Below are 21001 nucleotides of genomic sequence, written 5' to 3' on the forward strand. Positions count from 1 at the left end.
TACTTTTATAATAGCGCGCAAATTAATGGTGAGCCGCTGAAGCCGTAATATCCTGATTTGCCCTAAACCACAGGTGGAGTTCGTTAATCGTACCTGCCAGTTCGGCAATTTCGCTGTTCAGATCACAGGATATTTTAAAATTATCCTCAATGTTCAGCTGATTTTGTTTACGAATGATAATGCGCTCTAACCGCTTGACTTGATCTGGTATCGTTCCACGAATTTCTTCCCAGCGAAGCAGGATCTCGGATTGCTCCTCCTCCGTGTATTCTTCCCATTCTTTCTCCAGTTCCGGAAGCGGGATACCAAGACGCTCGTCTTGTATAAAAGTCCATGTCATGGAGGTTCCGCCTTTCTTATTCTGCGTACATTTTTGTCTCCATTACTGTAACACGAAGCCGCAGCCCTCTGCCAGTAGTTACGCAAATTTTCCGCGCTTATTCTAATAAATGTATGCTATACTGTTTAGCGAGCTTTGTTCACGTTAAACTACTTGTAGGAGCCTTTTATGAACAACATCCAAGAACAGAAAGTACCGTTTAGGCAACTTCTGGCTTTTTTCATTCCGCTGGGCGTGTCAGCAAGCTTAGTGACTATCTCGCATGTTATTATTAACAGCACGCTTGCTCGTTCTGCACAGCCTGAAGTGATTATCGCCAGCTACGCTTTACCGCTTAGTATACTAGGTCTTACCGAAAGACCCGCCGTATTGATGAGACAAACCTGTTCTGCATTAGTCCGAGACAGGATATCCTTCAGGGCCATGTCCGTCATAAGCTGGTACATATTAGCTTGCATTATGCTGCTAGGCGCCCTAATTTGCTACACCCCAATCGGCAAATGGGTGTTTTTGCATTTTTTTGGTGCGGAGCCGGCAATGATACAGCCTATGATTGAAGTGTACCAGATTCTCATGTTCGTCAGCATTTTCTCCGGACTGAGGTGCTTGTACCACGGCATTATCATTTTCAACATGCGAACGAAATGGCTGACAATTGGCATGGTCATCCGTCTCGTCGCTATGTACTTGCTCTCACTTTACTTCATCCATACGAATCAAGTGAACAGCGGACGAGTCGGCGCTATCCTATTTTTGGTCGGCATGATGGTAGAAGCCTCCGTCAGTATTTGGGAGGGCAGATCGCTGTTAAGGCAAATTCCCGAGAAAAAGCCTGATCATCCTATCGAGAAGCCGAAGCAAATATTTCAATTTTACAGACCGCTGCTCTACTCTTCCGTTATTGCCGTTATTGTAGGGCCTTCAGTAAATGCATTCTTAGGAAAAACGATGGATTTCCAGCTCGCCGTAGCCTCATTCGCCATTGCGAGCAGCTTAACGAATCTGGTGCAAAGCTTCTTCTCTTATATTCATCAAATTGTATTGAACTTTTATCGCAAAGATCCCAAATCCGTCATGAAGTTTACATTTACGCTTGCCTTTATTCCGAGCATTCTCATTGCGCTCTTATCTTATACCCCTATGGGACCTTGGTTTATGCAAAATGTAATGGGTGTCAATGAACGGCTTATGCACGCGAGTCTCGATACCCTTCGAGTGTTTATGATTACAACCCTTGTCTTTCCTTGGCTGGATTTTGCCAACGGGATGATCATGCTGCGCGGAGAGACGAAGGTGATGATCTGGTCGCAGGCGGCGAATGTGTCCGTTACCCTCATCTCCTTGGTGCTTACCATTGTGTTAACACCAGGCTGGAACGGGATGGTCGGAGCATTAGCTCAATCGCTGGGACTCGCCGCCGAAGCGGCCGTTGTATGGTTCGTCCTGCGGCAAGTGTTGAGATCCAATGACAAACCCCCGTTTCAAATGACTTTAAAAACATAGAATCGAGTGATCAAGTGGAAAGCAGCATGCAATTGAATAAAACGAATTTCGGTGTGCAGCGCGGATTTACGTTTTCATTCTATATGACAATGGCTATTATCGTTTCTTATTTTCCTTTATACTTTCAATCGATTGGCTATTCAACGATTCAGATAGGCCTCTTGTACTCTATCGGTCCCCTGATCGGGATCGTATCCAATTTATTTTGGGGTATCATCAGCGATAAGCTTCGGACCGTCAAGAAAGTACTAATCTGCATTCTTGCCGGCCAATTGATTATGGCATTTGTTGTATTCCATACCGGTCATTTCGGTTTGTTGATGTTCTTCATGGCAATATTTTTCTTTTTCCAATCGCCTACCAGTTCCTTGAACGACAGCTTGACGCTGCTCAGCATCAGCGGAACCAATAAGAGCTACGCTTCCTTCCGAATCTGGGGCTCCATCGGCTTTGCCGTTGCCTCTCTTGTGTTCGGTATGCTGCTTAAGCAGCAGGGCTCCAGCTTGACCGCAATACTCAGCCTTAGCACAATAAGCATCTCATTGCTGCTATCCTTCATGCTGACAGATGCACGAAGCCATTCCCATAAAAAGCTCGAGTTCGCCGGACTGGTGCAGATTGTAGCTTCCAGACGGCTGTTGCTTTTTTTGCTGACGATTACTATCGTCTCGGTTGCCCACCGTTTTAATGATGGCTTTCTGGCCTTGTTCTTGAAGCAGCTAGGCGCCGATCAATCCATCGTCGGATGGTCTTGGATGGTATCGGCCGCAAGTGAAATACCGATCTTCTTCCTGCTCAGTAAGTACGGCCACCGATATAAAGAGCTGCCGCTTCTTGCGGTCTGCGGCATCGTATACGCAGTGCGGTTCCTGCTGATGAGCCAGGTAGACAATCCGTTATGGGTTATCGCGATTCAAGCGATGCACAGCATCTCCTTCGGCATTTTCTTCTTTACCGTCATCCGTTATATTCAGCGAAGCGTTCCGGATGAATACCGCTCGACCGGCCAAGCGATCTTTGCCGTCTGCTGGTCCGGACTCGCCGGATTAATCAGCGGGACACTGGGAGGTTGGCTGTTCCGCGACTGGGGTCCCCATTGGATGTATGGTATTGGGGCGCTGCTTTCCTTGGTCGGTGTCATTGGTTTCTTGATCCTCCATTATGTGTATAGAGAAGAAGATTAATCTTCTCGGATTGTCGAGAAACCAGTGAAACTTCAGATGTGTACGTGATACTCCGGTGGGGTATCCCCTTCCAGCCGCTGTTGTTATCGGGAAATTTTCAATTTAGTCGCTTTACAGCGGGTATTTCCTGATAACAAAGGCGGACGCTTTCGCTCCTCCAGGGAATACCCCACCTCCGTCATCAGCTATCTTCTAAATAATCAGGTTTCTCGACAGACTCAGAAGATGAATAATCTTCTTCTATTTCCCCTATTTTCATAAAATATTCATACTTTCTCACATTTTTTTGCAAAAAGTGCAAGAAAATGCCCAAATCCGACGTCTATATAGTGAAGGCATCGTGTGAGTAAAGCTACGCCCTGCTGCATGACCTGCAATCAGGGCTTTTTTTTGCTCATACAAGCTTGTGGACCATGAAATGACGGAGGGGTTATGTGCTTGCAGTAGATCATCTATCACACCGTTTCCGCAACGGAAACGAAGAAACACCGGTTCTGCATGACATCGATTTTTCCGTTGCAAAAGGAGAAATCGTTGCTTTGCTTGGCAGCTCCGGTTCAGGCAAATCAACGCTGCTGAATTTAATGGCAGGCTTGATGAAGCCGACTCAAGGAAGCATTCTTATAAGCGGTCATGCTATTGAGCGAATGTCGGAAAACCAGCTGGCGGAATTCCGCAGAACCCATATCGGATTTATTTTTCAATCCTATGAATTGATACCGCATTTGACTGTTCGGGAAAATGTAGAGCTTCCTCTCGTATTCCAAGGTGTTAAAGCCAAAATCCGCAAAGAAAAAGCAATGGCCTTATTAACAAAGGTCGGGCTAGGCGAGAAAACTGAAATGTTCCCTTCCCAGCTGTCCGGAGGTCAACAGCAGCGAGTCAGTATCGCACGTTCTTTAGTTACCCAGCCTGCTATCGTGTTCGCAGATGAGCCCACAGGCAATTTGGATACTAAGACGGAGAAAGAAATTATCGATCTGCTGATCGAGCTCAATCATACACTGCAAATTACTTTTGTTATTGTTACCCACGAGCTTGAAGTAGCCAGACGAACCCGGCGTGTTATCCAATTGAAAGACGGGTATTTGGTCGAAGACGCGTTATGGGCTGGTGATAATGAATGAAACCTTTTGACTATTTGCGGCTCGGATGGGAGCAGCTTCGGCGAAGATTGGTCGTTACGGCTTTATGTGCCATGGGCATCGCTATCGGCTCAGCCTCCATCATTGTGGCTTTGTCCTTCGGAGAATCTATCAATCATTACAGCCGTACTCAAATGAGCTATTACATGAAATCCGATGAAATAACGGTGCGCAGCGGCCAGGCACCTAACACCGACTCAGCAGATACGAATGCCAATAAGCCTTACGAGCTGAACAAAGCCAAGATTGATATTTTGCGTACGCTGCCGAACGTGAAGGCCATAGCTACTTACCAGACGTTCAATCAATTCCAATTTGAAGTGGACAGCAAAAAAGGCTATATCAACAATGTTTATGCAACCGAGCTTGATACGTTAGAAGCATTCGGCTATGAGCTTCAGCAAGGCGGAGCAGCTGATCTTGATAACACGATTATTCTAAGCTATGGCGCTACAATGGGGTTGTTCGATGCGCAAATGTCGAAAGCCAGAAGCCAGGTGCTGCAAAATCAGCTCGACAGCCGGGAAGCCACCGATAACTGGAGACGGCAAATGCTCATTTCGTATCCGATTTATCAAAAACAAATTGTACTCAAACCTCAAATATTTCGTTCCGACGGCATCGAAATCTCCAACCTGAGTTTCCCGCTTCGCGTCGTCGGCATATTGAAAAAGCCGGAAGGAGTTCCCGACGATGTCGTCATGAATATGAAGACAGCATTCATTTCTCCTGCCATGGGCAAAAAGCTCCGGGAGGCCATGACAACTGCAAATGCAAACGAAAGCAAAAAGTCAGGCGGCAGCGGGAACAGTACAATAAAGGTCGAACCCGAATTTAACGAAGTAAAAATGAAAGTTGATAACAGCTCGCATGTTCGAGAGCTCGAAGAATTAATTAAAAAGCTGAAGCTTTCAGCAGAAACCAACATTCACCGTGAGGAACAAATGCAAGGTGAATTGGTCATTTTGCGCCTTGTGTTTGGTGGAGCCGGACTCTTCATCCTCTTCGTCGCTTCCATCTCGATTATCGTCGCCATGACGATGTCTACCTACCAGCGAAGACGACAAATAGGAATTATGAAGGTGCTGGGTGCGAACCTTAGGCAAATTCGCAACATGTTCATGGTGGAATCCGCCTTACTTGGGGTGCTTGGAGGAGCCTGCGGCATTTTATTGTCCTATTGGGTTATCTGGGGAATCAATATCGCGGTTCAGCGTTTTTCTCCACCTCGCTCGGGAGCTGAACAGGAGATCCTTTTCATCAGCGGCTGGATACTGCCTGTTGGACTATTCTTCGCCGTGCTGACTGGTGTCCTGTCCGGAATTTATCCTGCCGTCAAAGCATCGCGTACCGACGCGTTAACCGCAATAAAACGAGACTAGGGGAGTCATACAATGAAAAAGAAAATATGGATTTCGGCCATCGCCGGCATTCTCGTCATAGGCATTTCAGGTACATTATACATTCAAAGTCATAAGGCACCTCCACGTCAGCCTGCAGCAAATGCTGCGTTATCCGCACTAAGCTTCAAAGTATCCCGCGAGGATTTGACTAACTCGGTTGAAGTAAAAGGCAAAACTTCTTATCAAAAAGAAACCTATGTCAACGCGCCTTTCTCAGCCGATGTTAAGACTTGGTCCGTCAGCGAAGGGGCCCAGGTCAACAAGGGCGATATGATGTTTCAACTCGATGACAACACCCTTAATGATGAGATCGCCACACTACAGGCCAATATGAAGAAGCAGGAGCTGGAGCTTCAGCTTGCACAATTTCAAAAGGATTTGCCCGGCGAACAAACGAACGCATCTGCTGAGGGATTGTCGGAGAAAGATGCCAAGCAGCGCTATGCCGAATCCAAAAGCAAGGATGTCCAGGAGGAGATCAATCGCCTAAATCTTCAACATATGCAGTCACAGTTAACGCAAAAAACGGACAAGCGCAAATCCGCTCAGTTCACCGCACCAGAAACCGGTATATTTCTATTTGACAGCACGAAACAGCCGCAATCCGTTAAGGAAAACGAGCGAATCGGAAAAATCGTCGATCTGACCAAGCTTCAGCTGCTTTGCTACATAGGTGAATACGATCTGTTCCATTTGAAGGTAGGCATGCCTGTAGAAGTTCGTGTCGACGCGCTCAAAAATACGAAGCTGCAGGGGAAAATCGATAACATCTCCAAATTTGCCAAAAGCAGCGGCTCCAGCAGCGATACCGTCAATACAACGGCTGCGCAGTTTGAAGTCGTCATCTCCCTGGAGCCTAATGAACAGCTTATCGCTGACCTTAGCCTGACAGCAACGATTGTAACGGACATGAAGCCGAACGCTCTTGTTGTTTCAACCCTGGCTATCCAACGGGATAAGGATCAGTACTACGTCATGCTGCAAAACGGACAAGGTGCCGTAGAGAAGCGCGAGGTGAAGATCGGCCTAGAAACGCCTGAGAAAACAGAGATTGTTAGCGGACTGAATGAAGGGGATACGGTAGTTATTCAATAAAACGCTGCAACAGGTTGTCATTCCACGGCAAACCCGATATAATTGAACGGTAGCTCATAGTACCAAGTCACAAACCATGCTTAGGCGAGCTTGAAGGGATGGAATAACCATGCATTATGATGATTTCAAAACGATCCTCCACGAACGTAGAAGCGTTCGCAAATACACAGATCAAGAAGTAGCCATTGAAGATATAAAAGAACTTATCGATTGCGCCCGCTACGCGCCAAGCGATACGAACTCCCAAACCTGGGAATTCATTGCCATAGTCAACCGTGAAAAAATCAAACACATCGAGCAGCTCACTTGGGACCAGCTTCATAAAAAAGCAGCCGAAGCCGAACAGCGCGGACTGAGTAAAGAAGGACGCTTGCTTGTAAAATCATTTGGCCCTTACGCTACCGCTTTTTCAGATGCACCAGTCCTAATCGTGTGCTTGGCAACACCTTACACGTCCAAGTTTAGAGACCGGATCTTTGAGCCCGTTCAATTGGTTCCCGAGTCGGTCTGGGAAGAAGAAGGCATCAAGAGCAGCTGTCTGGCTGCCCAGAACCTGATGCTTGCCGCTCACGCTCGAGGAATGGCTACCTGCCCGATGACAGGCCCTGTACTACTTGCTTCAGAGCAGTTGAGAGAATATCTTGATATTCCATCCCACTGCCAGATCAATATGGTCATTGCCCTGGGATATCCGTCAGAACGCCCAGGTAAGCTCCCTCGCAAAGAAGTGGACGATATATTACGCATCGTGAACTAATTTGTTTCTAATCAACTGAATATAATTGCTTGATGATGAAACAGCCATCTACAAACTGACCTAGTTTGTATGGTTGTTTTTTCTTTGTATTAGCTTTTCGATAGGAAGTGGATTGACAATCCATTTGAATACCTTATAGTTATCCATTGGGAGGGATAATATGGAAGAAATTTGGCATAGGCATCTAGGTGTATATGGAATTTGTTTGCATGAAGGAAAAATCTTATTAATTAATAAAATGGGTGGTCCATACACCAATCGTTATGATCTGCCTGGAGGCACCGTTGAATCGAATGAGTCCTTGACCCATGCACTTCGAAGGGAGCTTAAAGAAGAAACAGGAATAAGTATTAATATCATCCGAAATCTCGGCGTTCGCGATTATGTTATCCCCTATCCGTTAGAAAGACTCGGCACAACGCATATTCATCATATTGCAATCTTTTACGAAATTGAGTATTTAAGCGGAGAGCTAACCTATTGTACGGACATGCACAACAATGATTCCATTGGAGCAGAGTGGATAGATATGAACCATTTATCCTCTGACAATAGTTCACCATTAGTCATGCAAGCCCGCAGTTGGTTAGAAGACAAGAACAACCAATCCCTTGAATTAGCTAGGTTAGATAGTTGGACAGTTAAAGACAAAAGAACTAATTCTAGCATGTAGTGTCAGACTTTTATATCCCTTCTGTCCTAGCATCCTGCACCCTACTGTAGCAAGGCAATAAAAAAAGCGTTCTCTCAAAAACCTAAATTTTCGAGAGACGCTTTTCTTTTTTGGATGCTATGACACTAATATATAAGAAAAACCGACGCAATACCAAGATGTAGGACCATCTGCAACAGATGGGGTTATTCGTGTCTTACGCCGTCGTTTTTAGATCTTATAGCTTAATGACGTTAGCTGCTTGAGGACCACGGTTTCCTTGAGTGATTTCGAACTCAACGGATTGGCCTTCTTCAAGAGTTTTGAAGCCGTCGCCTTGGATAGCGGAGAAGTGAACGAATACATCGTCGCCACCTTCAACTTGGATAAATCCGTAGCCTTTTTCTGCGTTAAACCATTTAACTGTACCTTTCAATGAAAACAACCTCCTAGAAGTATCGCCATCTAAGGGCGAATACGTTAATTATATCATCACAATTATTATAAATCAACACACAAAAAAGAATCAAGCCTTACGCAGAGCTATTTTTTTAGACTCAGAAATTCCCTAGAACCAGGAATAAAGACTAGCTCCGATGTACCCATCTCTACGGTAATTTCATCCGATTTCATCTCGTCCAACAACGAATCCAGCTTCGGATACCGGTCCCATCGCAAGGATAGTAGAGGATAGATTAGCACCCTGCCTCCTTTACGGCACACCCGAAGCAATTCACGAACGGCTCTAAGATGGAACTCCTCATCAAACTGCTCCTGATACAAGAAAAGAAAGTGGCTGCACAGCACCAAGGAGAACGTATCATTGTCAAATGGCAGCTCAGGCAAACCGGCGGCCTTATATCGATCCGATCCTTCGGAGCGCTGAAAATCTTCGATAAATCTCTCGAGTGACTGTTCTCGCAGAGCGCGATGACGTTCCAAAGTTCCGTAATAGCTCCAATCATATACATCTTTGATTCCATCCAGCTTCTGGGTAGAAAGCTCTATCTCCCGTAATCCGTGCTCACAAATGGACTCTGCGTCCATGGAATACAATGGGTCGGCTGCTTGCGCCTGGTAGCCTCTCGCACAGGCTTCCGCAGTGAAAGACGATGCGCCAGATGCCACATCCAATATCGGCCCCTCCTGCAATAAAGCTCGGTCCAAAGCAAACATAAGCTCATACTCTGCAAACGAACGACACGTCATTGCGACGCCGACCTGCTCATAGTGCTGCTTATTCATACTCATCTCTCCTATTCTATTCTCAACTCTTCTCGACTCGTCAAGCCTGCCTCCGCAAAGCTTATTGGAATTTTAACATGCTGATCCATTTTGTGGCAATGACAATCTAACAGATTATATTCTTTGCCGCGCTTGATTTCCTCCCCCCTTTGCGGTATGATTCTGCCGATATCTTGTTGAAGAAATGGAGCCAGACGAATGATTAAAAAACATTTAATTTATAAACGCGACAAATGGAATATGTTGACCGTTGAGGTTAACGGTAAAACATTAATTTTGCGTGAAATATCCGATCAGTGGGGCGAGGAGTGCCACACCTTTCTAAGCCGGCCTGCAATGATGCATTGGGCTGAAGATCGCTTTTCCAAGGAAAAGTTCGAAGGTACTGAGGAAGAACGGACTACGATCATGCAGGCATTTAAAGAAGTATAGCTGATGTTCGCTGTGATAGGGGCTTGACTTCAAGCTTGTCTCCCCCATATAATAAACTTAATTACATAGGACGTCCTCCAAAGGGGAGTAGCTGTCACAGTAAAGTCGTCAGTTCGGGTGTAAGCCCCGGCTTTATTGGCAACGAAACGTTGTTAGCAAGACCTTTGCCGCATATACGGTAGAGGTCTTTTGTGTTTACACGAGACCTTTACCGCTTACGGTAGAGGTCTTCTTTATGTAAACCAACTAACGAAGGAGCGGATTGGACATGGAGTGGTTAGACCCTACCTTTTTCACGGCATTATTCAGTATTATTCTGATCGACCTGGTGCTTGCAGGAGACAATGCCATCGTTATCGGACTCGCAGCAAGAAATTTGCCCAAGGAGCATCAGAAAAAAGCTATTATTTGGGGAACCGTCGGAGCTATCGTTATTCGTGCCGTTGCCACTCTGATCGTCGTTTGGCTTTTGAAGCTGCCAGCCCTACTGCTCATCGGAGGCATCGTGCTAATATGGATTGCCTATAAGCTCCTGGTAGATAAGAAGGATCATGATATTCAAGCCAAAACGAATCTTTGGCCCGCCATTCAAACGATTATTATCGCCGATGCCGTTATGGGCTTTGACAACGTTATGGCTGTTGCCGGCGCTTCTCACGGAAGCTTCTTGCTAGTCGTAGTGGGTCTGCTTATCAGCGTACCTATTATGGTTTGGGGCAGCACGTTGTTCATTCGCTGGATGGAGAAATTCCCTTGGATCATGTACATTGGCGCAGGCGTTCTTGCCTTCACGGCAGGTAAAATGCTTACCGAGGACCCTATGGTTCATACATGGTTCGCGGCAAACCCGATAGTCAAGTGGCTGTTAGTGGTTCTCGTAGTAGCTGGAGTCTTGATCGCCGGGTTGTGGAAAAAGCTGTTCGGTTTCTTCGTATCAATCAACGACAAGGGACATTTGACCATCCCCCAAGAGCTTGTGGAAGAAGCTGATATTCATCCGGATGACAGCTTCCTTGCAAGACGCGACGAAAAAGGACGATTAGTCCTTGTAAAATCAAACGGTTAAAAAGAAACCTCTGAGCTCCCTCCATTCTATCTCGCCTAGCGTTAAGGTGCGATAGATGCGGGAGCTTTTTTACGTAGAAACAAACAGCTTATACTCTGCTTGTTATCAGTTCTGTTTTGCCGTAGGAGCCCGTAGAATGATCTTGGAGAATATAGGTTTAAGCCCTGCTCCTTGTTCATCCTAAAACAAGGAATTACTATACTGCACGTCGAATTGATTTGAAACATAGTCCTTTACCCAATGGACAGACTAAATCGATTCGTCGTCAGATGAGGTGACTTTACATGAGCAATTCCGCTTCCATCCTTACATTTATTATTGTTTCTTTCTGTTTTGCGCTTATTTTAATCATGAAAAGAGAAACTTTGCCTAGCGGCATCAAGCGTCCTCTCGCTATCCTTGCACTCGTTATGGTAGCCTTCTCTTTTTCATTAATTGTCTATAGCTTTTTCAGCTTACACTAGCTTGGAGCTCTGCGTTTTTGATCGCCTCAAATGTATGCATGATTAAAGCTTGTAAGAGAATCCGACGCCAATCCCGGTCGTACATTCCGTTTTACTTCGAATAAAGATTCTCTTATAATATAGCTACATTCCGGTCATACTAGGAAAAAAATTGCAGGAGCGTGACGCACAATGCGTTTTTTTCCGTTAGTGATGACGGGCTTTCTGTTTGCCGGAACCGTGCTTACAGCTCCTTTGTCGGCAGACGGCATAAATAAACCATCCAAAAATCCGAGGAGGGCTCCCATGAATCAAGTACTTAAAAGAAATGACGTACCTGCCGAGCATCGCTGGCAACTGGAAGACTTGTTCCCCAACCAGCAAGCGTGGGACAAAGAGTACCAAGAGGTCAAGGAAGCCTTGCAAAAGGTAGGCGCTTTTCAAGGGAAACTAAAGGATCCTGCCGCAATCAAGCAATGCTTTGAGCTGGAAGACTCTATCTCCTTACATATGGAACGACTCTACGTTTTCTCTAACATGAAGCATCATGAGGATACTGCCGATTCGACTTATCAGGCATTATCCGATAAAGCCAAACGATTAAGTGTAGAGACCGGCGAGGCCTTATCCTTCATCTCTCCCGAAATATTAAGCTTATCGGATGATGAGCTGCACCAACTGATCAACAATCCCGAGCTCAAGTTCTATAAACGCACTTTGGATGAAATGATCCGTGAAAAGCAGCACGTGCTCTCCAAATCGGAAGAAGCACTCCTTGCTCAAGTGGGTAATTTATCTCAAGCACCGAATACGATCTACGGTATGTTGAACAATGCAGACTTGAAATTCCCTAAAGTGAAAAATGAGCAAGGGGAAGAAGTCGAGCTGACGCACGGCCGCTATATTCAGTTTCTTGAAAGCCGTAATCGCGAAGTGCGCAAGGAAGCTTTTCAAGCTATGTATGCGACCTACGGCAAGAACAAAAACACGATTGGCGCTACGCTGGCTGCTAATGTGACCAAAAATATTTTTTATTCCAAAGTGCGCAAGTATCCTTCGACTCTGGAAATGTCCCTCTATGGCGACAATATTAACAAAGAAGTGTACACCAATCTGATTGATACCATCCATCAATCCCTGCCGTTGATGTACCGGTACATGGAGCTTCGCAGAAAGCTGCTTAAGGTCGACGAGCTGCACATGTACGACCTGTTCGCTCCGTTGGTGGACGAATACAAAATGGATATTACTTATGAGCAGGCACAAGCAACTGTTGAGGACAGCTTAAAGCCGCTTGGTCAGGACTACCTGAATATTTTGAAGGAAGGCTTTAAGGACCGCTGGATCGATATTTACGAGAATGAAGGTAAGCGAAACGGAGCTTACTCTTGGGGAGCGTACGGCACACATCCTTATGTTCTGCTGAACCATAAGGATAACTTGAACAGCATGTTCACCCTCACCCATGAGATGGGTCATGCGATTCATTCCTATTTGTCCGATGCCAATCAGGAATACCGCTATGCGCAATATACGATTTTCTTGGCCGAGGTTGCTTCCACTTTGAATGAGGCGCTCCTCATGGATTACTTGCTCAAGAAATCAACCGATCCGAAGGAAAAAATGTATTTGCTGACCTATTACATGGATCAGTTCAGAACGACGGTGTTCCGCCAAACCATGTTCGCCGAGTTCGAGAAAATCATCCATGAGAAGACGGAGCAAGGCGAGTCTCTGACTCCGCAGGAGTTCAGCAAAATCTATTACGACCTTAACGTTCTTTACTACGGCAAGGATATGGTCGTCGATAAGGATATCGAGATGGAATGGGCACGAATTCCACATTTCTACAACAGCTTCTACGTGTATAAATATGCTACCGGCTTCTCGGCAGCAACAAGCTTTGCCAAACAAATTCTCGAAGAGGGGCAGCCAGCTGTGGACCGCTACCTCGGCTTCCTGAAAAGCGGGGGCAGCGATTACTCCATCAACATTTTGAAACGCGCGGGTGTAGATATGTCGTCTCCGGAGCCTATTCAACAGGCCATGGATGTATTCAAGGACTTGCTTGAGCAGATGGAACAGCTGGCCAAGTAACGTTCACTGCAAGGCTGCGGACATGATTTATGTTGGCAGCCTTGTTTGTTATTATCTTTTATTCGTGCTGAAGCAGTCCATCTTACAGGAGGCGTTATAAATTCATGAGAGCGCAATGGATGTTTATTTTCATATTATTGTTTGCCTTGATTACCGCCATTTTCGCTGTTATCAATGTTGAGCCGGTCAGGGTTCAATTTCTGTTCACCCAAGCGGATATCCCGCTTATACTTGTTATCCTTAGCTCAACTTTGCTCGGAGGGCTGATTGTCGGCCTGATTGGTTTAATCCGTCAGTTCAAGCTGACAAGATCTATCAAACAGCTGGAAAAGCAGCTGCAGGAGCTCAAAACAGGTTCGTCTGAAAGCACGGTTAGTCCAGCTGTAGCTGAACCACCCTTGCCCACTCCCCCTACTCATAACGGGCCGTAGGACTTCCTCTAAACAGCTGGCATTTGGGCATGGACTAAAAATAGTCCGTTTTTTTCCATTTTTCCATTGATCTATGGTCACTCATTCATTACAATAAAGCTAACCAGCTACCAATTATTGCACAATATGCAGGAAGGATTCCTCCATATGCTAGAACCGTTGAAGGAAGTCGAAGAGCAGCAGTACTACAATATCAACGAGATGAGCCTTACATCCTCCCCCTTTCTATCGGATATATTGGAGAATATTACAGATGGGATTTTCTGCCTGGATGGTTTTGGACGCTTCATCTATTTGAACAGTACCGCTGAGAGCTTGCTAGAACAAAGCCGTACGGACTTGATGGGCGCTTCTGTTTGGACCTGTTTTCCGGAAGTCTCTAGCAGTCCTCTGTACGAATATTACTTAGCTGCAATGACAACCCAGACTCCGCAAACGTTTGAATTATGGTTCTCGCCGCTGAACAAATGGTTCGATGTCCGCACTTATCCCGGAAAGAAAATGTTCACTGTTTATTTCCGCAATATTACGATGAGCAAGAACAATGAAATAGCGCTGCGCGAGAGCGAGCAAATGTACCGGATGATTACCGAGAACTCGACAGATATGATTTCGAGAATTGCTATGAACGGTACTTACTTATATGTCTCCCCCGCCTCCAAAGCATTGCTTGGATACGAGCCGGACGCATTGATCGGCAGCAGCGTCTTCGACATCCTGCACCCAGATGATCTTCAATTTGCGGACGAGCATAAGGAGCAAAGCTTGGCCGATTTACGTATTGATCTAAGCTCTTATCGGATTCGCAAAAAGGATGGAACCTACATTTGGTTTGAAACGACGGCAAGGACCATTCTTGATAATCGAGGCTTGAATAAAGAAGTCATCACCGTCTCGAGGGATATTACGGCTCGTAAGCATGTGGAGAAGCAGCTTCTTGAAACGAATGAACTGCTGCAAAAGATTTCCACTGTCGACGCTCTAACCGGCGTAGCGAATCGGCGAGGCTTTGACGAATGCTTGATAAAGGAATGGAAGCAAGGAAGCCGAATGGCCACTCCATTGTCGCTCATTTTGGTCGATATCGATTTCTTCAAGCGATTCAACGATTCCTACGGGCATATTGAAGGCGATTTATGTTTAAAGCGGGTTGCTGACTCCTTGAAGAAAGCAGCCAAGCGACCTGGGGACTTCATTGCGCGTTACGGCGGCGAAGAATTCGTCATCATTCTCCCTTCCACCGATGCGTTGGGTGCCCAAACGGTTGCTGAGCATCTACGGGAGCAAGTGGAACTGCTTCATATTCCTCATACTCGTTCAGAGCATTCGCCGTATATTACAATTAGCTCGGGTACAGCAACCATGATCCCTAACCATGACACTGACCCTAGTGAACTGTTCCTCCGTGCAGATAAGGCGTTATACCAAGCCAAGCAGGAGGGCAGAAATGTTGTCAGACTATATCATCGAGATGAATAATCCAAATTAGCCGCAGGTTCGAATGAACCAGCGGCTTTTTAGTTTTCGTTTTATGATTTCTTTTTCCTCAAATGATGCAAACTGTAAAGAGCAGCCCTTAACGATTCAAGCTGCTTTTATAAGACATTTCGATGGAGGAACACTAATGATTATGACATTGATTTGGGTCGTTGCTTTGATTATCGTATTTGCCGTTTTCGGATTATTGATTTGGTTTTTCAAAAAATCTTATTCTCGCTGAGAACACACCAAAGAATGGACTAGACCAGCAAGTACAAAACAATACAGACCGCTCCTCCCAAGAAGGAGCTTATCATATTGACAGCGTCGTTCGTCATCCACGAGGCTCCCCGAATCCGTTCTGCCTTTGAATGGCAATGCAGGCTCTTTTCTATCTCCTTGCCGCATTCTCTGCAACGGTACATTACCTGGCAAACTGCCCCTAACCAGGAATCGATCAGAGAGCCTGCCAACCCACCGCAAGCACCAAGAAGCAATAAACTCCCCCACGATACGGCGCCTTCAGCCGTGCTATGGTCCGAATCCGTCTGAAAACTTAACAATACCCAAGCCGATACACCGATCACCACACCCCCGACCAAAGAAGCTGCCAGTCCTAACAGGGTTATCCCCCCTGAGGTTCCAGCTGGAACTCTGCGACCGCTAACTATAGACCTAGGCTGCGATTGGCTGAGTCCCCCGATTTCGGTCGCCCACGTATCCGCGTTGACTGTTGCCATAACACCTATATACGCAGCCCACCAGAAAGGATGGGGCCAAATGCTGTTCCCCAAGCAAAGGAGCATGCCAATCCCGCCGTTAGCCACTACTTGTCCAGCATCTCTACGGCCGGTTTTTGCGTAATTTTGTTCTACAGCGGCCTTGCGGCGCTGCTTCCACTTCGATAATAACGATGACGTAATAAAAAACACTATCAATGTCCCGAACCATGGTAAGCTTCCATAAACATACATGACCGTGCCAACAACAACAGCGGCAGCGGCGCCTGACACAGATAATGATTTTTTGGCATAAGCCGCCATGGCAATAATAAGGCTGCACCCTAATCCGACCACCCAGTCCAACGTGAATCCCCCTCCATATCGTTTTCTATGAGAAAACTAGCTTCATAAACATATTCTTATAAACTAATGATTTACAGATCTTTAGTCATTATAATATGATTTTCATAGATAGAAAAATAGAGGCCCTTCGGGAGGATAATAGCGTGAATAGTAATCACCCTGCAAAAACGCCCGAAAAGAAAAAGGAGCATGATCCGCAGCAGCTCCTTCGGATTATTTTTGAATATGCATCCAAAATAACCAATGAGCGCCGCTTGGATTATTTGCTGCTCCTAATGGCCGATATGGGAAGAGAAATGATCCTTGCCGACCGTTGTACCGTATGGCTGCTGGATAAACAAAAAAATGAGCTGTACTCCAAGGTTGCCCATGGAGTCCCTCCGCTCAGAATGTCAGCCGATGCAGGCTTGGTTGGTCACTCTATCGCATCGGGATCACCGATTTTCATCAATGATGCTTATGAGAATATCGAATATAAAGAAGTAATGCAGAGCGGAGCTTTCGCTATGGACAAGCAAACCGGATATCGAACAAACTCGCTGATGGTGATTCCGTTTCACAATAACGAAGGCGAAATTATGGGTGCTTATCAGGCTGTTAACAAGCTCACCAAGGAGGAAGCCTTTACGGAGCGGGATGTTGAATATTTGTCATTGGCCGCATCGTATGCAGGGAAGTCGCTCGAGTCTGCCCTGCTATCGCTGGAGATTGAAGAAACCCAGAAGGAAATTATTTTTATCATGGGTGAAATCGGCGAGAGCCGCTCCAAGGAAACAGGCAACCACGTAAAGCGCGTGGCGGAATATTCATACATACTTGCGCTCGGTCTCGGAATGAGTCATGAGGAAGCCGAGCTATTGAAAATAGCTTCGCCTATGCATGATATCGGCAAAGTAGCGATTCCCGACGATTTATTGAAAAAACCGGGCAAGCTGACCGAAGAAGAGTTCGATTTAATGAAAACCCATAGCGAGATTGGATACTCTCTGCTTAAAAGCTCCACTAGGCGTATTCTAAAAACAGCCGCCATTGTCGCTCATCAGCATCATGAAAAATGGAACGGAACTGGCTATCCGCTCGGTTTGAAGGGCGAGGAAATCCATATTTACGGGAGAATAACGGCTATTGCCGATGTGTTCGATGCCCTAGGTACCAAGCGTGTTTATAAGGATGCTTGGGAGCTTGACCGTATTCTTGCCTTGTTCCTGGAGGAACGAGGCGGTCACTTCGATCCTCAGATCGTTGATACGTTCATGGAGAACCTGCCTCGTTTGCTGGAAATACGAGAAGCCTACTCCGATTAGCTACTATAAAATAATAGCAAAAAGCAATAACAGCCATGCATATCGCATGGCTGTTATTTGTCTTGAAACCCCCACTGATTCAGAATGTAGCTACTGGTTGTAGGTGGGGTATCTCCTGGAGGAGTGAAAGCGTCCGCCTTTGTTATCGGGAAATCACCGCTGCAGAGCAAATAAATTAAAAATTTCCCGATAACAACAGCGGCCAGAGGGAGATACCCCACCGGAGCACCACTCACACTTCCTTAAACTCATGGGTTACTCGGCAGATTCACAGCCAACCAAGTGCTTGACTGTTCTTATTACGTCGTCAACGAAGGCTCCACGGTCTCCTTCCATTTCACGTCAGGAGGCATCAGCGCCGCGATATGCTCCCACACCGCATCCAGTTCTGGCCGCTCCTCGCTGAATATCGCGATAAGACCTCGATCCTCTCGGGAGCGAATCAGACGTCCCATCCCTTGCTTTAGACGAAGCAGCATGTATGGCAGATCCACCTCGTCGAAAGGAGCAGAGGATGCCTGCCGTTTGGCCATGAAGACAGGGTCTTGCGGCGGAAAAGGAAGCGACCAAATGATGACGTTGGATAATGAAGGACCCGGCACATCCAATCCTTCCCACAAGCTGACAGCACACAGGATGCTATGCTCATCATTTTGGAAAGAGGCTATCAGATGGCTGATTTCTTGTTCTCCCTCAAACCCGAAGCGCATATCCGCACATTCCGGATAGTTAACAATTTCCTTCTTAAACCGCTGCAGCTCATCCTTGGTAGGGAACAGAATCAAAGCTCTTCCTTCCGTCTGTACCAGCAGTCGAACCGCCGTCTTCATCTTTTCAGAGAACGTCCCTTTATAGGACCATTTCGGCACGATGACCTCCATTTGGTTTTCATAATCATAGGAAGAAGCTACAGAGAACGATAAGGACTTGTCAATGCCCAGACTGTCCGCCACATAATCGAAGGAACCGTCAACCGACAACGTAGCCGAAGAGAAAACAACCGGCATATGAGAGCTGAATACCCCTTCCCTCAAAACCTCTTTGACCATTCTTGGCATAATGACCAGGGAAGGCCCATTGATGCTGTCGGTAACCCAACAAATCAAGTTGTCGGATTGATGAAAGAGAGCCAGCGCCTTTTGCATCATTTCCAGGTGTTCCTCAACAATGCGCAGCTCGTACTCATTCAAGGTAAACAGCTCGCTCTCAAAAACAAGCTCCTCCTCTATCTCCGTCAGCACATTTTGGAACCTTTTGATTTCTTGCAGCAATCGCTCATTCACTACAACCTGCTTACGATCCGAGCCTACAACCGTTTTGCTCTGGCTTCCAAGCACTTCGAACATCACTTCGCTCTGCAAAATAGCCTCATCAATAAGCACCGCCAAGGATTCACGAACTTCCCCTTTTAACAGCCTTGTAATGAGCTCTTCGAATACGACATGCTTCAATTTATACGTGAGCGCCTTTTGGGCTGCCGATTCCAGCAAATGGCCTTCATCAAAAACAACCGCACAATGCTCCGGGAGCAGAGGAAGTTGTCCCTCGCGCTTCCTTCCTTCATACGTCCAAATATGCTCCATGTAAAAATCATGAGAGCAAATGATTAAATCGCCAGCTCTCCGATAATGGTCGCGCGACAACGTCTGTCCACAGCGGTGACGCCTGTCGCAAACAAAACAGTCCTGAAAGGAATCCCAATTGATCTTGTTCCATTGATGATCATTAAGATGAGGATAGTTTTTCCGGTCCCCGTAAGCATGAAACGACTGAAGAGTCTCCCTGGAATGAACGAACTCAGGCAGCTCCTCATACACTTCTCCGAAGGTGTCCACGTCCTCATGTCCCAGCCTTGCTTCATCCAGTTTGACCAGGCACACATACTGATCCGGTGACTTACCCAATCGGGCATCGATGGCCATACCTAAATAGCGCGACAGCTTGGCAATATCCCCTTCCGGCTTCACCAGCTGTTCAATCAGCGATTCGTCAGCACAGGCAATAACCGCAGGCTTTCTAGTATAGCGTGCATAGCAAATGGCATATAGCAAGTAAACCAACGTTTTGCCTGTTCCTACGCCCGCTTCTGCAAATATAGTCTGTTTCTCCGCAAACGCCCGTTCAAGCTGAAAAGCCATATAGATCTGCTCATCACGAACCTCAAATCCTGATTCCGGTAGAATGTCATAAAATACGTCCGCTATCCAATTCCCTACCTGCTGAATAAAAGGCTGGGAATGGTCATATTCAAAAGGATACCGCTCCAAAGTCAATTTGCCCCCATGCAATCATAATTGATCAAGATGATAAAAAGGATACTGGAATCCCTTCCCGTATCCTCAACCTTATTACACCAACTGAATCGTAAACTCTCCGAATAGCTCATTACCCCAAAGGAGCTCCATTCGCTCACCGGATGACACAGCCGCAACGCCTGCAGGCGTTCCCGTATAAATAATGTCCCCTTTACCGAGACCATAATGCTTGGCTATGTAATCGACGATGACTTGAAAGTTAAAGATCATATCTTGGATATTGCCGCGCTGTGCCTCTACCCCATTGCGGAGTAAGGAAAACTCTGTTTGCTTGACCTCATCGAACCCTGGAAACGCATGAAATTCGGTGATGACTGCCGAGTTCAAGAAGCCTTTGGCAGGCAGCCAAGGCTGACCTTTCTTTTTGATAACCGATTGCACATCGCGCAAAGTAAAATCGATGCCAAGCGCCATTTTGTCGATCAATTGATTAACCGTCATGCCAGGTTTATAATCAGCACCTACATGCAGAACGAGTTCCGTTTCAAAGTGAACCTCACCACGATCACCCGGAAGCGTAATTGGCTGTCCTTGTATAGCTGCGAGCGCATGAGTAGGTTTGGTGAAAATCATCGGTTCGTCCGGCACTTCATTGCCCAACTCTGCGGCATGCAGACCGTAATTGCGACCGACACAGTAGATGTTGCGAATGGATTCCATCATCGTCATTCCTTTGCTCTCATAGTAACCACATCTCTTAAGCATAATCGAATAGCGCCGAAATCTCAATGGGCTGCCTTCGTCTCTGCTGCAACTCATGAAATAAGCCCACAAAGTGGGGCTAGATTGTCGAGAAACCCATGAAGCTTTAGATATTTACGTGGTACTCCGGTGGGGTACCCCCTTCCGGCCACTGTTGTTATCGGGAAATTTTCAATTCATTCGCTTTACAGCGGTCATTTCCCGATAACAAAGGTGGACGCTTTCGCTCCTCCAGGGGATACCCCACCTCCCGTTATCCGTCATCTTCTGAATAAATGGGTTTATCGACAGACTCACACCACAAAGTGAGACCTTGGCTTCGA

19 protein-coding genes are annotated in these 21001 nt (G+C 46.3%); 13 read left to right on the forward strand and 6 right to left on the reverse strand.

Annotation, left to right across the window (positions count from 1 at the left end; all coding sequences use genetic code 11):
• Positions 1-22 precede the first annotated feature (22 nt).
• The gene (locus QMA13_RS26735) at positions 23-340 is read right to left on the reverse strand and encodes a hypothetical protein (RefSeq protein ID WP_282936734.1); all 318 of its coding nucleotides are present in this window, start codon (positions 338-340) and stop codon (positions 23-25) included.
• 168 nt (positions 341-508) lie between these two features.
• Here QMA13_RS26735 and QMA13_RS26740 point away from each other — a divergent pair, with 168 nt between their 5' ends.
• The 7 genes from QMA13_RS26740 to QMA13_RS26770 all read left to right on the forward strand — a co-directional run bounded on the left by QMA13_RS26740 (position 509) and on the right by QMA13_RS26770 (position 8100).
• Positions 509-1843: a polysaccharide biosynthesis protein gene (locus tag QMA13_RS26740; protein WP_282936735.1), complete on the forward strand. Its 1335-nt coding sequence runs from the start codon at positions 509-511 to the stop codon at positions 1841-1843.
• Positions 1844-1869: 26 nt separating this feature from the next.
• On the forward strand, positions 1870-3027 hold the full coding sequence (locus QMA13_RS26745) for an MFS transporter (RefSeq protein WP_282936736.1): 1158 nt from the start codon (positions 1870-1872) through the stop codon (positions 3025-3027).
• Positions 3028-3461: 434 nt separating this feature from the next.
• Positions 3462-4154 (forward strand): ABC transporter ATP-binding protein, encoded by a 693-nt coding sequence (locus QMA13_RS26750; protein ID WP_282936737.1) that lies wholly within the window; start codon positions 3462-3464, stop codon positions 4152-4154.
• Positions 4151-5554 (forward strand): ABC transporter permease, encoded by a 1404-nt coding sequence (locus tag QMA13_RS26755; RefSeq protein ID WP_282936738.1) that lies wholly within the window; start codon positions 4151-4153, stop codon positions 5552-5554. The genes QMA13_RS26750 and QMA13_RS26755 overlap by 4 nt, the downstream gene beginning before the upstream one ends.
• A 12-nt stretch (positions 5555-5566) precedes the next feature.
• Entirely contained in the window at positions 5567-6670 is a 1104-nt protein-coding gene (locus QMA13_RS26760; RefSeq protein WP_282936739.1) for an efflux RND transporter periplasmic adaptor subunit, read from the forward strand.
• A gap of 109 nt (positions 6671-6779) precedes the next feature.
• Positions 6780-7427 carry a nitroreductase family protein gene (locus QMA13_RS26765; protein WP_028547887.1) on the forward strand — a complete coding sequence of 216 codons (648 nt, stop codon included), beginning with the start codon at positions 6780-6782 and terminating at the stop codon, positions 7425-7427.
• 160 nt (positions 7428-7587) lie between these two features.
• Positions 7588-8100: an NUDIX hydrolase gene (locus QMA13_RS26770; RefSeq protein WP_282936740.1), complete on the forward strand. Its 513-nt coding sequence runs from the start codon at positions 7588-7590 to the stop codon at positions 8098-8100.
• Positions 8101-8317: 217 nt separating this feature from the next.
• On the opposite strand, the gene QMA13_RS26775 is transcribed toward QMA13_RS26770, so the two are convergent.
• Positions 8318-8515 carry a cold shock domain-containing protein gene (locus QMA13_RS26775; protein WP_028547888.1) on the reverse strand — a complete coding sequence of 66 codons (198 nt, stop codon included), beginning with the start codon at positions 8513-8515 and terminating at the stop codon, positions 8318-8320.
• A 107-nt stretch (positions 8516-8622) separates the two neighbouring features.
• Positions 8623-9324 (reverse strand): methyltransferase domain-containing protein, encoded by a 702-nt coding sequence (locus tag QMA13_RS26780; RefSeq protein WP_282936741.1) that lies wholly within the window; start codon positions 9322-9324, stop codon positions 8623-8625.
• A gap of 198 nt (positions 9325-9522) precedes the next feature.
• Between QMA13_RS26780 and QMA13_RS26785 the strand changes: the two genes are divergently transcribed.
• The 5 genes from QMA13_RS26785 to QMA13_RS26805 all read left to right on the forward strand — a co-directional run bounded on the left by QMA13_RS26785 (position 9523) and on the right by QMA13_RS26805 (position 15272).
• Positions 9523-9756 carry a hypothetical protein gene (locus QMA13_RS26785; protein ID WP_282936742.1) on the forward strand — a complete coding sequence of 78 codons (234 nt, stop codon included), beginning with the start codon at positions 9523-9525 and terminating at the stop codon, positions 9754-9756.
• A gap of 268 nt (positions 9757-10024) precedes the next feature.
• Positions 10025-10822, forward strand: a complete 798-nt coding sequence (locus QMA13_RS26790; RefSeq protein ID WP_282936743.1) for a TerC family protein — start codon at positions 10025-10027, stop codon at positions 10820-10822.
• Positions 10823-11571: 749 nt separating this feature from the next.
• Positions 11572-13362, forward strand: coding sequence for an oligoendopeptidase F (gene pepF, locus QMA13_RS26795; protein WP_282936744.1), 1791 nt, complete (start codon positions 11572-11574; stop codon positions 13360-13362).
• 104 nt (positions 13363-13466) lie between these two features.
• Positions 13467-13793, forward strand: coding sequence for a LapA family protein (locus QMA13_RS26800; protein ID WP_282936745.1), 327 nt, complete (start codon positions 13467-13469; stop codon positions 13791-13793).
• Between the two features lie 147 nt (positions 13794-13940).
• Entirely contained in the window at positions 13941-15272 is a 1332-nt protein-coding gene (locus QMA13_RS26805; RefSeq protein WP_282936746.1) for a sensor domain-containing diguanylate cyclase, read from the forward strand.
• Between the two features lie 260 nt (positions 15273-15532).
• Here QMA13_RS26805 and QMA13_RS26810 read toward each other — a convergent pair whose 3' ends face one another.
• The gene (locus QMA13_RS26810) at positions 15533-16357 is read right to left on the reverse strand and encodes a DUF92 domain-containing protein (protein WP_282936747.1); all 825 of its coding nucleotides are present in this window, start codon (positions 16355-16357) and stop codon (positions 15533-15535) included.
• Between the two features lie 143 nt (positions 16358-16500).
• Between QMA13_RS26810 and QMA13_RS26815 the strand changes: the two genes are divergently transcribed.
• Complete coding sequence (locus tag QMA13_RS26815; RefSeq protein ID WP_282936748.1) at positions 16501-17661, forward strand: HD domain-containing phosphohydrolase; 1161 nt, start codon at positions 16501-16503, stop codon at positions 17659-17661.
• Between the two features lie 299 nt (positions 17662-17960).
• Here the strand turns inward: QMA13_RS26815 and QMA13_RS26820 are convergent, their stop codons facing one another.
• Together QMA13_RS26820 and QMA13_RS26825 are read right to left on the reverse strand one after the other, a co-directional pair.
• Positions 17961-19928 carry an ATP-dependent DNA helicase gene (locus QMA13_RS26820; RefSeq protein ID WP_282943577.1) on the reverse strand — a complete coding sequence of 656 codons (1968 nt, stop codon included), beginning with the start codon at positions 19926-19928 and terminating at the stop codon, positions 17961-17963.
• An 81-nt stretch (positions 19929-20009) separates the two neighbouring features.
• Positions 20010-20639 (reverse strand): fumarylacetoacetate hydrolase family protein, encoded by a 630-nt coding sequence (locus QMA13_RS26825; protein WP_282943579.1) that lies wholly within the window; start codon positions 20637-20639, stop codon positions 20010-20012.
• Positions 20640-21001: the final 362 nt, after the last annotated feature.

Origin of the sequence: Paenibacillus sp. RC67 (genome assembly GCF_030020805.1) — a bacterium.
GTDB lineage: Bacteria > Bacillota > Bacilli > Paenibacillales > NBRC-103111 > Paenibacillus_S.